Here is a 14,707-nt window from a genome sequence, read left to right as displayed (position 1 = left end):
AAGAGAGCGATGATCTCCAGCAACGACATGAGCCCGGCCGAGCTTGCCGCGCTTCTGCATTTTCATGCGGAAGCGGGGGTCGAATGGTTGCTGGAAGAGGCGCCGGTCGATCGGTTTGCCGAATTTTCGGCAGCGAAGGCAGCGCGTGGAAACGGCATGGGACAAGCCTTGCAAAAAACGCAAGACCTGCCCGCAAGTGATACACCTCGGGCACGCACGGGCCGCGATGCCGGCCATGCCGCTGGAAACCGCACCCCTGCCGCCGCCGTTCCGATCGCCCCCCAGATGGCGATCCCGGACGAGCAGGCCATCGCCGAAGCCCGGCAGGCTGCCCAGTCAGCGGGCTCACTTGGCGAATTGAAGGCCGCGATCGAGGCCTTTTCCCACTGCAATCTCAGAAACAGCGCCCGCAACACTGTTTTTGCAGACGGCGATCCCGCATCCGGCATCATGATCATCGGCCCGATGCCGAATGGCGATGACGATCGTGATGGCGCGCCGTTTTCCGGAAAACAGGGGCAGATGCTCGACCGGATGCTGGCTGCCATCGGGCTCGACCGATCCACGGTGCTGCTCAGCAACGTCATCCCCTGGCGCCCGCCGGGCAACCGCGTCCCCTCGCCGCGCGAAACCGATATCTGCCGGCCATTCATCGAACGGCAGATCGCGCTGGCGCAACCGAAGCACCTGCTCATCTTGGGGAATTTTGCCGGCCGGTTCTTCTTCGGCGGCAATGAGACGATCCATCAGGTGCGTGGTACCTGGCGCGACATCAAGACCGGCGACACCACTGTCCCGGCTCTGGCGACGCTACACCCGCAGGACCTCCTGTCGGCACCGGCCAGCAAGCGCATGGCATGGCAGGATTTGCTCGCCTTTAAAGCCCGGCTGCTTGGTTAACCAAACCTTCCCGTGTAACTGCGTGAATTATGAACATTGGATGAAGAAAGCCATGCAGCTTGCGCATATCAGCACCGCGAAATGCTGCCTTGCGGATTTTATGCTGCGGCGCAATATACAGTTACGGGAGGGATGAATAAGGAATTGACGCATGACCGCCCGTTTTCGCCCTCTTCACAGCGGCTTTGAAACGCTCCGCCAGACCGGCCCCGCGCTTCGCACCCCCTATATGAGCTTCGGTTCGGCTGCGAACGAACAGATGACGGCCGCAAGCTTCGGTCGCGTCACGCGTCCGGCCCAGATTTTCTCCGAATTCATCCAGCGATAAGCGCGACTTCGCAAAGCCGTTCCGAGCGAACCTCAAGAGGTCTATACTATGGCGCACTCCATCCGTTTGCTGATCGCTTCATTCGAAGATATTGGCACAGCCGTACGGGCATCGCGGGAATTCAGCCGTCTCAGCGCCGACGGCGGGCAAAAGTCTGCGGACCGCAACACGATCTGCGCCTTCCTTCCGAATTAAGCGTAAGCAACTGAGACGCCGCTCTTCTGCGGCACGGCTTGTCGCAATCGACAGCGCCAAAGAATCCGGTTAGAGCCACACTCTTTCGTCTTTGCAAAGAGCGGCGGCCGTAGAGCATTCAAGCCCGCTCCGTCATGTTTCAGCGTCAGCCTCGCCACCCGATCCGATCGGGCAGCGAGGCTGACGTTTACCGGGAGCTTTCATGCTGGCCAGCTTCAAATCCGTGTTCAGTCTGATTCTCTCGACGCTGCTGATGATGGTCGGCTTCGGGCTGGCGAGTTATGTCCTGCCGGTTCGCTCCGTTGCCGAGGGCTGGTCGACGATGACCTTCTCGCTGATCGCGACGGGCTATACGATCGGTTTCACCATCTCCTGTATCGTCACGCCGAAATTCGTTGCCCGTGTCGGACATGTCAGGGTTTTCGCGGCGTTGATTACGCTGCTCAGCATCGCCATTCTTCTGTGCGGCCTCGTCGTCGACTGGCGGGCCTGGATCTTCTTTCGCGCCATTTCCGGCTTTGCGATTTCCGGAAGCTACCTCGTCATCGAAAGCTGGCTGAACGAGCGCGTCACCAACGAAAATCGCGGCATGCTGTTTTCCATCTACCTCATCACCACGATGGTGGGCACCATCGGAGGTCAGTATCTCGTGCCCTTGGGCGACCCGACCAATACCTCGCTGTTCATTCTCTGCGGGGTCGTCTTCTCGCTCGCTCTTCTGCCGACGGCGCTGTCCTCCTCGGCCATGCCGGCGCCGCCGGCGCAGGCCGTGTTCAATGTCAAAAGCCTGTTTCGCCGCTCCCCGGTCGCCGTGGTCGGCGCGTTTCTCGCGGGCGCAATGGCCGGCGCCTGGCTCAATCTCGGCGGTGTCTTCACGCAGAAGATCGGCCTTTCCACCGCCGAAGGGGCAACCCTGCTTGCAGCTTTGCTGACCGGCAGCGCCATTTCCCAGATCCCGATCGGCCGCGCATCCGACAGGATGGACCGCCGCATCGTCATGGTCGCATGCGGCATAATCGGCGTGATCTCCTGCCTTGCCATGGTTGCGTTCGTCGGCGCGGACCCGCTTGTCCTCTATGTCCTGGCTGCCTGCGTCGGCTCTGTGCTGTTTCCGATTTATGCCTTGAACGTGGCCCACGCCAATGATCTTGCGGAGCCGACCGAGTATGTCGAGGTCTCCTCCGGCATGATGATCACCTACGGTGTCGGCACGATCTCCGGCCCGCTGATGGTCGGGCCTGTCATGGATCACTTTGGTCCGCCATCCCTGTTTGCCGTTCTCGCGGTCTATTTCGCGCTCTATGGAGCCTATGCCGCCTGGCGCATCGGACGGCGCAGCCATGAGGATGGCCTGATCGGGAAAAGCGATTTCCAGGCGAACACCGTGCCCACGCCGGGAACGGAAGCAGTCAATGCGATGAACCAGGCAATACGGCCGGATGACAGGATCGAGGACGACACGGCTCCGGTCAAGCTGCCCTGAGCGACGCAGGAACGCTCCCTACCCCTGCGGCGTGACGTGCTTGCGGGCGCCTTTGCGCTCCAGCCCCAGGCGATGCTCTCGAAAAATGATGAAGATGCCTGCCCCGACGACGATCGCCGTGCCGACAAGCATCGTCGTTGTCGGTACGTCTCCGAACAGGAAATATCCGATGACCAGCCCGAGGATGATCGACGTGTATTCGAATGGCGCGATGGTCGACATGTCGGCATAACGGTAACTTTGCGTCAGCAGGATCTGTGCGACCCCGCCACAAAATCCTGCCGCCATCAGGAGGAGGAACGCATCCAGGGTCAGCGGCCCCCAGCCGAACGGCAATGTCAGCAGCGAGAAACAGGACGCTGACAACGAGAAATAGAGTACGATGGTCGGCGTGCGCTCCCTGACGACCAGTTTCCGAACGAGAACCATGGCGACGGCGCCAAGCGCTGCCGACAGGAGAACCGCCAGAGCACCAAGCGCTTCACCGGATCCAAAGCCGCCGTCACGAAGCAGCGTCAGCCGCGGCCAGGTGATGATCATCACCCCGACAAGACCGACAAGGACAGCGCTCCACCGGTAGACACGCACCGTTTCCTTCAGGAAGACCGCGGCAAACACCACGGCAAGCAGCGGCATGGCGTAACCGATGGCGATGGCTTCCGGCAGCGGAAGATGCACAAGACCATAGAAGCCGCAGCTCATGGCAAGAATGCCAATGAAGCCACGCGCCAGATGACCGAAAATATCCTGGGTGTAAAACGCTGTGCGCAATTGCCCCTTGAAGGCCAAATAACCGAGAATGGGGACAATGGCGAAGGCGGACCGATAGAAGGTAATCTGGCCGGTGGAGATGTCCTTGCCAGCCGCCTTGATGAGCGTTGCCATGCAAACGAAGACGAGAACGGACACAACCTTGAGCGAAATGCCCTTCATGGGATGGGAAAATTCTGTTTCCATGTGGCATGCACTCTGCAACTGGCATCAGCAGCCGGACGATCATCGGCAAGCCGTTTTAAAAATTGAAAGCAAAATCTTTCGACCTGGAGGTCACCTTAAATCCGCCACGCAGGCGTTGAAACGCAATTTTTTGATCGGAGCCTGAAATTATTCCAGACCGTGATATCTATATCGTCACGTCGGCATCCGTTATTGGATAATCGGAGTGTCGCAGAAGATTTGCCTGAAGCGTATCAAAAAGATACGTTTGGTTTAGCTCTTGTTAGGGCGAATTTCGTAAGTCTCTGATGTGTGAAAAGCTGCGGCGGCAGATCAGTATGACGATGTTCAGCGGGCGATTTTCCAAATCCAGTGCTTCGCAGGATGCACGGCCTCCTGGCGACGACCAGGCCTCTAATTGAAAACGATGCAGCGGACGAACCAGCGAGACAAAACATGCGGACAGACACCGGCGAAATCATTCATCTGGAAGATTACAGGCAGACCGATTTCGTCCTTGAACGGGTAGATCTCACCTTCGAACTCGACCCGACGGAAACCAAGGTCGAGGCGCGGTTGATCTTTCATCGCCGGGAGGACGTGGCGAGCGACGTGCCGCTTTTTCTGAACGGCGACGACTTGAAGATGACGGGCCTGATGCTCGACCAGGAGGAGATCGCTGCGGCAGATTTTGACGTCGCCAAACACGGCCTGACGATCCGCGATCTGCCGGCGACCGCCCCGTTCGAGATCACCATCACCACCGAGATCAATCCCCAAGCCAACACCCAACTGATGGGGCTTTACCGCACCAACAATGTTTATTGCACGCAGTGCGAGGCAGAAGGCTTCCGCCGCATCACCTACTTCCCGGATCGTCCGGACGTTCTTGCCGTCTACACGGTGAACATCATTGCAGACAAGGAAACGGCGCCGCTGCTGCTCTCGAACGGTAACTATCTGGGGGGCGCCTCGATGGGCGACGGCCGGCATTTTGCCGCCTGGTTCGATCCGCATCCAAAGCCAAGCTATCTTTTCGCCCTCGTTGCAGGCGATCTCGGCGTGATCGAAGACACGTTCGCCACCCTGTCAGGCCGGGAGGTGACGCTTAAAATTTATGTCGAGCACGGCAAGGAGGCACGCGCGACCTATGCCATGGACGCCCTGAAGCGCTCCATGAAATGGGACGAAGAACGGTTCGGACGGGAATATGATCTCGACATCTTCATGATCGTCGCTGTCTCGGACTTCAACATGGGCGCAATGGAAAACAAGGGACTGAACGTCTTCAACGACAAATACGTCCTCGCAGACCCGGAAACCGCGACCGACGCGGACTACGCCAATATCGAGGCAATTATTGCGCATGAATATTTCCACAACTGGACCGGCAACCGCATCACCTGCCGAGACTGGTTCCAGCTCTGCCTCAAGGAAGGCCTGACGGTTTACCGCGACCATGAATTTTCGGCCGATCAGCGGTCGCGCGCCGTCAAGCGTATCGCCGAGGTCCGCCATCTCAAGGCGGAACAGTTTCCCGAGGATGCCGGTCCCCTGGCGCACCCGGTGCGGCCGACGAAATACCGTGAGATCAACAATTTCTATACGACCACCGTTTATGAAAAAGGCAGTGAAGTCACGCGCATGATAGCGACCGTGCTCGGCGCCGACCTGTTCAAGCGGGGTATGGATCTCTATTTCGACCGCCATGACGGACAGGCCGTGACGATCGAGGACTTCGTTGCCTGCTTTGCCGAGACAAGCGGCCGGGATCTTGCTCAGTTTTCGCTTTGGTACCATCAGGCCGGCACGCCGCTTGTCACGGCTGCTGCGGCCTATGATGCTGCACGACAGGTTTTGACGCTGTCGCTGGAGCAGATGGTTCCACCGACGCCCGGACAGACCGCAAAGGAGCCGATGCACATTCCCCTGCGCATCGGGCTTCTGCTGGAAGATGGCAGCGAAGTCCCGGTCGCTGCGGCAAACGGCGCCGAGATGACCGGCGATGTCCTTCACCTCGTCGAACGCGCACAGACCGTGACCTTCGACAACATCGCCTCGCGGCCTGTCGTTTCCTTCAACCGTAGTTTCTCCGCGCCGATCAATCTGCAATTCGAACAGAGCGCGGCCGATCGCGCATTGATTGCCCGCCACGAAACCGATTTGTTCGCGCGCTGGCAGGCACTCAACGAGTTGGCAATGCAGGAACTCGTTGCTGCTGCAAAGAGCGCAAGGGCCGGCGACCGGATCGACTGCGATCTGACGGTTATCGACGCGCTTTTGACCGCTGCGGCCGACGACACACTTGAACCGGCCTTTCGGGCTCAGGTACTTGCCCTGCCCGGCGAAGCGGATGTCGCCCGCGAGATCGGCACCAACAATGACCCCGATGCGATCCATACCGGCCGCCAGCAGATCATGGCGGCCATCGCAGAAGCCGGCCGCGACCTATTCTCGACACTTGTCGAGACAATGGTCGCCACGGGTTCGTTCAGCCCGGATGCAGCAAGCGCCGGGCGCAGGGCTTTGCGCAACAGCGCACTCTCCTACCTTGTCTATGCCGAAAACCACCCTGCCCGGGCGGTCGATGCGTTCAAGGCAGCCAATAACATGACCGATCTGAGCCAGGCGCTGTCCGTTCTTGCACACCGCTTCGCGGACGCGCCGGAGACCAAGGAGGCTCTGGCCGACTTCAAAGAGCGGTTTGCCGACAACGCTCTGGTCATCGACAAATGGTTCAGCATCCAGGCAGCCATCCCGGGCGCCGCCGCACTCGACCGGGTCAAGTCGCTGATGGCCGATCCGCTGTTTACCACCAGCAATCCCAACCGCGTTCGCGCGCTCGTCGGGACATTTGCCTTTGCCAATCCCACCGGCTTCAACCGGGCAGATGGCGAGGGCTATCGCTTCCTTGCGCAGCAGATTCTCGATATCGATCCCCGCAATCCCCAGCTCGCAGCCCGCATCCTCACGTCAATGCGGTCCTGGCGGTCGCTGGAGACAACACGCGCCGAACACGCCCGCGCCGCTTTGCGGGAGATCGCCAACGGCACGAAGCTATCGACCGATATCAGCGACATCGTCGATCGCATGTTGAAGGCATAGTCCCGTCACGGCTGTAGAGGCTCAGAACCCCGCACCTGCGGGGTTTGCGGCTTCCGAGCCGGACGAGCACCCGAGTGCAAATTTCCACGGGCAAAAAATGGTTAACGACGCTTTACGTTTTCCGCTGGACAAGCCGAATCACAATTGATTCATTGGGGCAGGTTCGAGCGAGCGGCGCGTCGAATCGCACGAGGGTCTACACAATTGACGAAGATGGCGGAAGCGCAGCACGGGCGCGCAGCCGGCGAACGGCTGCGTCCAAGATTTCCAGAGTTTTCAGGTCTGGAAAAGGGTGTCATCCAGCACGCGCGGATTTTCAGTGGGCCGGCCTTGCGTCTGGCGCGGGCCGAGCCGCTCTTGAAGCGATCCATACCGGTGCTGATCACCGCCTTTCTCCTCGTCGTCGCCATCTCGCGGTTCAGCGGCATCATGCAGGAACATACGCGCATGGAGGAAAGCTTCCGCCAGGCGACCGTGCTTGCTGCAGCCACCGCGAGCGCGGCCTTGCAGGAAAATACCGCCGCGCTGTTCAGCAAGACTGACAAACTCGTCGTCGAGCAGCAACTGAACACGTTTCTGCCCGCCGCTATGCTTGAACCCGGAACTTTCGTTCTGGCTGTTCGCAATGACGGGCGCGTTTTTGCCAGCAATCATGAGGGCGCCAGCTATATCGGTCGCACTTTGGCGGCCGTGGCTCCGGAACTTGCCGCACTCCAATATTTCGGCGAGCAATCGACGGTGCTGACCACCTTCGTCGGCGGCACGGAGCACGTCATCGCGCTGTCTCAGGCGCCGGCGGCGGCCGGTACACTGCTGGTTGCGACGCCACTTTCGCGGATCGAGAAGCTTTGGCGCGACGAAGTGTCATTGAACGTGACTCTGTTTGCCGGAATCTCGGCAATCCTGCTCGTCGTTCTCTACGCCTATTATATCCAGGCCAAACGCGCGCGCGATGCCGACCACATCTTTGCCGAATCGAACCTGCGGGTTGAAACTGCCTTGTCGCGCGGCCGCTGCGGCCTGTGGGATTTCGACATGCCGAACCGCAGGCTCTTCTGGTCGCGGTCCATGTACGAAATGCTCGGCATGTCGCCGAAATCCAGCGTTCTCTCTTTCGGCGATGCCGCGCGGCTGATGCATCCGGACGACGGCAGCATCTACAAGGTCGCCCGCACCATCGCCAAGGGCGACGCACGCCAGATCGACCAGATTTTCCGGATGCGGCATGCCGACGGGCACTATGTCTGGATGCGCGCCCGCGCCCAGGTGATCCGCACGGCATCCGGCCGCGTTCACCTGATCGGCATCGCCATGGATGTGACGGAACAGCATCGTCTGGCCCAGCGCTATGCTGAAGCCGATCAACGGCTGGCCGACGCCATCGAGTGCACCTCCGAGGCCTTCGTTCTGTGGGACAAGAACGACCGGCTGGTCATGTGCAATACCCATTACCAGCAAGCCTATGATCTGCCCGACCATGTGCTTGCACCGGGCACCGAACGCTCCGTGGTAGCGACTGCGGCATCACGCCCGATTATCGAACGTCGCATTGCCGACCCCGACCGGTCCAATCAATCGCAGACGACCGAAGTCCAGCTCTCCGACCAACGCTGGCTGCAGATCAATGAGAGGCGCACTCGCGACGGCGGCCTGGTTTCGGTCGGCACCGACATCACCCTCTTGAAGCGACATCAGGTGCGGCTGCGCGAATCGGAACGCCGTCTGATGGCAACGATCGGCGACCTCTCGACATCGCGGATCACGCTTGAACGCCAGAAGGCTGAGCTTTCCGTAGCCAATGCCAATTATCAGGCGGAAAAGGAAAGGGCCGAAGCCGCCAACCGTGCCAAGTCCGAATTCCTTGCGAACATGTCGCATGAGTTGAGGACGCCGCTCAATGCCATTCTCGGCTTTTCCGAAATCCTGCAGACAAAGATGTTCGGTCCGCTCGGGTCCGAGAAATACGACGAATACTCGCATGACATTCATGACAGCGGCAAACACCTGCTGAACGTCATCAACGATATTCTCGACATGTCGAAGATCGAGGCGGGCCAGATGAAGATCAATCGCGAAACGATCGATCTCGCGCCGCTGATCGAGGAAACATTCCGTTTCACCACCATTCCCGCCCAACAGAAGAACATCCGCGTCGAGCAGCAGGTGTCGTCCGGCCTGACCTTGGTTGCCGACAGGCGGGCGATGAAGCAGATCCTGCTCAATCTCCTGTCCAACGCCGTCAAGTTCACCAATGAGGGCGGCGGAATTTCGTTACGCGCCCGCAAAGTGGCCGGTGCCGTGACGCTGACCATTGCCGATACAGGCATCGGCATCCCACGCTCTGCCCTGCAGAAGATCGGTCAACCGTTCGAACAGGTGCAGAGCCAGTATGCCAAGAGCAAGGGCGGCTCGGGCCTTGGGCTTGCCATCTCGCGATCGCTGACCACCCTCCATGGCGGCAGCATGAAAATCCGGTCTGTTGAAAACGTCGGAACGATTATCTCGCTGCGTATTCCCGACGCGGATCCACGAATCGACGCTTCAGCGGCTATGGTTTGACGACACTCTGAAAAATACGCCTGACTGCCTTTGAAAGACGCTTTACATCGGCCTCCAGCACTTTTGCATCGGGCGCGTCCGCTGCGCGGCAGAGAAGATCGATCAGCCCTGCAGGGGCGTCCTTCATTTCGAAATCGCCGTCCAGGCAAAGCCGGATGATCTGGGAGAGATCGGTAAAAAGCGTCAGCGCCTCGTGGATGCAGTCAATATCGCCGGGGGCTATCAGCGCTGGCCCAAGCCTCTGAAGGACGTCTGTGGTCGGCATGCCGGCCGGCACCGCCGCACTGCTAGCCATGACCGGCGCGACAAGCATGAGATATTGGGCGATGAACTCCATATCGACCAGGCCGCCCGGTATGAGCTTCAAATCCCAGACGTCGCTCGGCGGCTTTTCGATATCGATCAGCTCGCGCATTTCCGCGACATCTGCGGCGATCTTCGCCGCATCACGCTCCTGCGCCAGAATGTCCTGGACGATTTTATTTGCATGCTCCGTCAGCGCTGCATCGCCGCAGACGATCCGGGCACGCGTCAACGCCATATGCTCCCAGGTCCATGCCTCTTCGCGCTGATATTTTGCAAAGGCACTGATGCGCGTCGCGACCGGACCCTTGTTGCCGGAAGGTCGCAGCCGCATGTCCACCTCGTACAGGACGCCTTCGGCCGTCGGTGCCGACAAGGCTGAAATCAAACGCTGCGTGATTCGGGTAAAATACCGAACCGCATCGAGCGGTTTGCCGCCATCGGACTCACCGGCAGTCTCGTCGTAGTCATAGAGAAGAATGATATCCACGTCCGAACCTGCTGTCAGCTCATGGCTCCCGAGCTTGCCCATTCCCATGACAGCGACGGCGCCGCCCGGGAAGCGGCCATGCGCCGCCTCGATTTCCGTCCGGACGGCATCGAGCGCTGCCGAGATGATCAGATCGGCAAGATCGGTCAGCGCCTGCCCTGCCTGCGCGCCGGTGATAACCCCGGTCAGGAGGCGGATGCCGATCAGGAAGCGCTGTTCGGACGCGGTGATGCGGAGGCGATCGAGAATACCTTCATAATGCAGTGGGCCGGCAAGAAACCCGCTAAGCCGCTCTTCCAGATAGGACCGTGTCGGCAACTCGGCCAGCAGGTTCGGGTCGAGCATGCCGTCGAAGACATGCGGCTTGCGAGCGATGATCTCAGCCAGCCGGGGGGCTGACGACATGATGTTGACGATCAGCGACAGCAAGCCGGGATTGTTTCCGAGCAGCGAGAACAACTGAATGCCGGCGGGCAGCCCCGCAAGGAAATGGTCGAACCGCAGCAGGGCCTCATCGGCCCGCTTGTTCTGCCCGAACACCTTGAGGAGTTCCGGCGTCATTTCCGTCAGCCTTTCCCGGGCCTCGGCCGATTGCGTCGCACGATATCGGCCGTAGTGCCAGGTTCGAATCGTTCTGGAAATATCCTGCGGCCTCTCGAAACCGAGCCTTTTCAAGGTCTCGAGTGTATCGGGATCGTCCCGCTGCCCCGTGAAGACAAGGTTTCCGGTCTCTCCCGAAAGCTTGGTTTCCTGTTCGAAGAGCTGCATATAGCTGTGCTCCACCGTTCTCAGGACACGCGACAGGGCGACGGAGAAGGTCGCGGTATCGGCGAAGCCGGCCAAATAGGCTATGCGCTTCAACTCGGCATCGGTCGTCGGCAGGACATGCGTCTGCTCGTCGCGAACCATCTGCACCCGATGCTCGACATCCCTCAGGAACCAGTAGGCCGAAACGAGGTCTTTCGCCGTCGTCGCGTCTATCCATCTGGCCTGTGCCAGAGCCTTGAGCATAGGCTCGGTCGCCCGCAGCCTGAGTTCGGGCACCCGCCCGCCCGCGATTAGTTGCTGCGTCTGTACGAAAAACTCGATTTCGCGGATACCGCCACGGCCGAGCTTGATATTGTGACCCTTGACGGCGATCTCCCCGTGGCCCTTGTGCGCATGGATCTGCCGCTTGATCGAATGGATGTCGGCGATAGCGGCATAGTCGAGATATTTCCTGAAGATGAAGGGCGTGAGTTCCCGCAGGAAAGCCTCGCCCGCCTGCACATCGCCAGCCAGCGGCCGTGCCTTTATAAAGGCGGCGCGCTCCCAGTTCTGCCCCCTGCTCTCGTAATAGAGCATGGCCGCCTCGATAGGGATTGCCAGCGGCGTCGCGCCTGGATCCGGCCTCAGCCTGAGATCGGTGCGGAAGACATAGCCGTCGCCGGTGCGCTCCTGAAGAATGCGGATCAGGCGGCGCAAAAGCCTTGCAAAGATCTCCGGCGCCGCCTCGGGATCGGCGATCAGCGGCGCTTGCGGATCGTAGAACACGACAAGGTCGATGTCGGAGGAGTAGTTCAGCTCGAACGCTCCGAGCTTACCCATGCCAAGAACCACAATCCCGGATGCCTGGCTGGGATAGGCGAGATCGGCCACATGCAACTTAGCCGCATCATGCGCGCTTAACAGCAGATGATCGACCGTAGCGGAGACCGCAGCGCCGGCAAACTCGCTCAGCCAGCGCGTCGTTTCGCGTCCATCGAATATGCGGGCAAGATCGGCGAGCGCGATGGCAAAGGCGATGTCGCGCTTGGCCTTGCGCAACCGCGCCATGATCTCGCCATCGGACAGCGGCTTGCCAGCGTCTTCGCTTTGCCATGCGTCACGCGCGGCACGAACGCATGTTTCGAGGTAAGGGCGGATCGGCCCTGAAAGCGCCCGAACGAGCACGTCGGGTTGCGACACGGCGGTATCGCGCAGGTAGGGCGAAAGGGAAAGGGCGCCGATGATGAAATTCTTGATCGGCGTCTCGGCCGACAGCAGGGCGGCAATCTCGTGATGAACCTTCGCCATGTCCCTGAGTGCGGAGATAACGGCTTTTCCGTCGACCTGGCTCATCGGGCGCAGACCGGACGCGGTTATATCCTTCAGACTCTGCTGGTTGTCCTGCATCGTGAACATCCTCCATCGCTCCCGATGGTTCATGCCTATCAGGCGGAAGGCGTCACGAAAACCATGCTTGCGGTCAAGCCCCGATTGTTTTCCGACGCTATGCGCGTGTCGGTCAATTCGAGGCGTCCGTGGTGCAGTTCCATCACCGCCTCCACCAGAGACAGGCCCAGGCCCGTGCCGGGCTTGCTTCGGCTATTGTCGAGCCGTACGAAACGCTCGACGACGTCGCCACGCTTGTCGGCAGGAATGCCCGGTCCGTGGTCCGCAACGGAAATCACATAGTCCCGGTCGCGCCTTGCCAGACGCACGGTGATCAAAGGATTATCGCCGCCCTCGGCATATTTGATCGCATTGTCGATGAGATTGCCCAGTGCCTGCCCGATCAATTCGCGGTTGCCCGTCAGTTGGATATCCGGCGGAACCTCCGCCTGGAGGTGCAACCCGTGCTCGTCAGCGAGCGGCTCGTATAACTCGACGCAGTCGGCAACGCTTTGCGAGAGATTGACGTCGCTCATTTCAGCTGCGGCAGAACCAGCCTCCACCCGCGAGATCATCAGAAGTGCGTTGAACGTGCGGATCAACTGATCGGATTCGCCGATAATTTCTTCCAGCGAGGCGCGGTAGCCCGAATTGGTGCTCTGGTGCGCCAACGCCGCCTCCGCCTTGTTGCGCAGGCGTGTCAGCGGCGTCTTCAGGTCATGAGCGATATTGTCGGACACCTGCCGCAACCCCTCATTGAGCTTTTCGATCCGGCCGAGCATGGCGTTGAGAGATTCGGACAACCGGTCGAATTCGTCGCCCGAACCGCTCATCGGCAGGCGCTGCGAGAGATCGCCGGCCATGATCCGCGTGCTTGCGTCCGACATGCGGTCGATGCGCTTCAAGGCATTCCGCCCGATGGCGAACCAGATGATCAGAGCGCCTATGCCCATGATGCCGAGCGCGACGACAAGCGCCTGGCGGACCAGCCCCCTGAACTTCTCCGGCTCCTGCAGGTCGCGTCCGACCAGAATGCGCAAACCGTTGTCCAGCACCAAAACATGCGCCAGCGCAACATGCGATTCCTTGCGGCTTTCATCGGTATAGCGATGATAGCGGAATGCCTCGCCCGTCCAGCCTTCCTTGTCCAGAAGACCCGGCTGCAGGCTTGCCACATTGCCGGCCAGAATTTCGCCGGTCGGGCCGGCAATGACGTAGAGATTGGCGCCCGGCTGGCGGGCACGCCGCTCCAATGTCCGCAACAGGCCGTTGACACCTGCCCGGCCGTAGATCGCCTCGATCTGCGCAACCTCTGCTACCACGGTATCCTTCGTCTGCTGCTCCAGCAGCCGTTGCGACATGGCCGTTACGTAAAAGACGAGAAAGGCGGCGCAGAGGGAAAAAAGCAGAAGATAGAGGGCCGAAAGGCGTAGCGCCGTCGTGCGGAAAAGGACGCTCAACCGGCTCATGCGTCCGCGCGCCCGTCTTCCTTGATCATGTAGCCGGCCCCACGAACGGTGCGAAGCAGCGGCTGGTCGAAGTCCTTTTCGATCTTCGAGCGCAGGCGCGAGACATGCACGTCGATCACGTTGGTCTGGGGGTCAAAATGATAGTCCCAGACATTTTCGAGAAGCATGGTGCGCGTCACCACCTGGCCTGCATTCTTCATGAGATATTCGAGCAGACGGAATTCGCGTGGCTGCAGCAGCAGTTCCCTGCCCTGACGGCGCACGCTGTGCGACAGGCGGTCCAGTTCGAGATCGCCGACCCGGTAGACCATGTCCTGTTCCGGCGCACCCTTGCGGCGGCCAAGGACTTCGACACGGGCAAGAAGCTCGTTGAAGGCATAGGGCTTCGGCAGATAGTCATCGCCGCCGGCGCGCAGGCCGGTCACCCGGTCGTCAACCTGACCAAGGGCCGATAGAATAAGCACCGGCGTGTGTATGCTCTTGTTCCGCAGCTCCGTAATAACCGACAACCCGTCGCGGCGCGGCAGCATGCGGTCGATGACCAGCACGTCATAGGTGTTTTCGGTGGCCATGAACAAACCGCTTTCGCCGTCACTCGCATGGTCGGAGACGATGCCCGCCTCGCGAAATGCTTTCGCCAGGTAGGCCGCCGCCTCCAGATCGTCTTCGATGATAAGAATCTTCATGCGTGTGACCATAGTCCGAGCCTCGTATCCTTCACAACCGGTTTGCCTTGGCATCGCTTGTCCGGGGGGCTTCGCCGCCCGTCAAATGCAAGACGCCGCGCACCCCATAAGGTCCGCGGC

General features: G+C 60.2%; 9 protein-coding genes. 5 read left to right on the top strand and 4 right to left on the bottom strand.

Annotated elements, in window-relative coordinates; genetic code table 11:
- The first annotated feature begins 9 nt into the window (after positions 1-9).
- The 3 genes from PY308_RS07930 (at position 10) to PY308_RS07920 (ending at position 2,906) form a co-directional block, all read left to right on the top strand.
- Positions 10-900: a uracil-DNA glycosylase gene (locus PY308_RS07930; RefSeq protein WP_275789892.1), complete on the top strand. Its 891-nt coding sequence runs from the start codon at positions 10-12 to the stop codon at positions 898-900.
- Positions 901-1,051: 151 nt separating this feature from the next.
- Entirely contained in the window at positions 1,052-1,228 is a 177-nt protein-coding gene (locus PY308_RS07925; protein WP_275789888.1) for a hypothetical protein, read from the top strand.
- A 397-nt stretch (positions 1,229-1,625) separates the two neighbouring features.
- Positions 1,626-2,906, top strand: coding sequence for an MFS transporter (locus PY308_RS07920; RefSeq protein WP_275789885.1), 1,281 nt, complete (start codon positions 1,626-1,628; stop codon positions 2,904-2,906).
- Between the two features lie 18 nt (positions 2,907-2,924).
- Here the strand turns inward: PY308_RS07920 and PY308_RS07915 are convergent, their stop codons facing one another.
- Positions 2,925-3,863, bottom strand: coding sequence for a DMT family transporter (locus tag PY308_RS07915; RefSeq protein ID WP_275789883.1), 939 nt, complete (start codon positions 3,861-3,863; stop codon positions 2,925-2,927).
- Between the two features lie 435 nt (positions 3,864-4,298).
- On the opposite strand from PY308_RS07915, the gene pepN reads away from it, so the two are divergent.
- Both pepN and PY308_RS07905 read left to right on the top strand, forming a co-directional pair.
- The gene (gene pepN, locus PY308_RS07910) at positions 4,299-6,947 is read left to right on the top strand and encodes an aminopeptidase N (RefSeq protein ID WP_275789880.1); all 2,649 of its coding nucleotides are present in this window, start codon (positions 4,299-4,301) and stop codon (positions 6,945-6,947) included.
- A gap of 204 nt (positions 6,948-7,151) precedes the next feature.
- Entirely contained in the window at positions 7,152-9,506 is a 2,355-nt protein-coding gene (locus PY308_RS07905) for a PAS domain-containing sensor histidine kinase (protein ID WP_275789878.1), read from the top strand.
- Here PY308_RS07905 and PY308_RS07900 read toward each other — a convergent pair.
- Genes PY308_RS07900 through PY308_RS07890 form a run of 3 tightly spaced genes read right to left on the bottom strand, consistent with a single transcriptional unit; the run spans position 9,496 to position 14,599 of the window.
- A complete protein-coding gene (locus PY308_RS07900) occupies positions 9,496-12,453 on the bottom strand; it encodes a bifunctional [glutamine synthetase] adenylyltransferase/[glutamine synthetase]-adenylyl-L-tyrosine phosphorylase (protein WP_275791056.1) in 2,958 nt (985 codons plus the stop codon). The two genes, PY308_RS07905 and PY308_RS07900, sit on opposite strands and share 11 nt — an antisense overlap.
- A gap of 38 nt (positions 12,454-12,491) precedes the next feature.
- A complete protein-coding gene (locus PY308_RS07895; RefSeq protein ID WP_275789875.1) occupies positions 12,492-13,901 on the bottom strand; it encodes a sensor histidine kinase in 1,410 nt (469 codons plus the stop codon).
- Positions 13,898-14,599: a response regulator transcription factor gene (locus tag PY308_RS07890; RefSeq protein ID WP_275789872.1), complete on the bottom strand. Its 702-nt coding sequence runs from the start codon at positions 14,597-14,599 to the stop codon at positions 13,898-13,900. Before PY308_RS07890 ends, PY308_RS07895 begins: the two co-directional genes overlap by 4 nt.
- Between the last annotated feature and the right edge of the window lie 108 nt (positions 14,600-14,707).

This window comes from Pararhizobium gei, from assembly GCF_029223885.1.
In the GTDB taxonomy this organism is placed as follows: Bacteria; Pseudomonadota; Alphaproteobacteria; order Rhizobiales; family Rhizobiaceae; genus Pararhizobium; species Pararhizobium gei.
The sequence above is the reverse complement of the archived record's forward strand: the minus strand, read 5'-3'. Positions and strand labels throughout refer to the sequence as shown.

Coding starts and splice junctions, on each gene's coding strand:
- PY308_RS07930 (WP_275789892.1), top strand. CDS start 10: ATGATCTCCAGCAACGACATGAGCCCGGCCGAGCTTGCCGCGCTTCTG.
- PY308_RS07900 (WP_275791056.1), bottom strand. CDS start 12,453: ATGCAGGACAACCAGCAGAGTCTGAAGGATATAACCGCGTCCGGTCTG.
- PY308_RS07925 (WP_275789888.1), top strand. CDS start 1,052: ATGACCGCCCGTTTTCGCCCTCTTCACAGCGGCTTTGAAACGCTCCGC.
- PY308_RS07890 (WP_275789872.1), bottom strand. CDS start 14,599: ATGGTCACACGCATGAAGATTCTTATCATCGAAGACGATCTGGAGGCG.
- pepN (WP_275789880.1), top strand. CDS start 4,299: ATGCGGACAGACACCGGCGAAATCATTCATCTGGAAGATTACAGGCAG.
- PY308_RS07895 (WP_275789875.1), bottom strand. CDS start 13,901: ATGAGCCGGTTGAGCGTCCTTTTCCGCACGACGGCGCTACGCCTTTCG.
- PY308_RS07915 (WP_275789883.1), bottom strand. CDS start 3,863: ATGGAAACAGAATTTTCCCATCCCATGAAGGGCATTTCGCTCAAGGTT.
- PY308_RS07920 (WP_275789885.1), top strand. CDS start 1,626: ATGCTGGCCAGCTTCAAATCCGTGTTCAGTCTGATTCTCTCGACGCTG.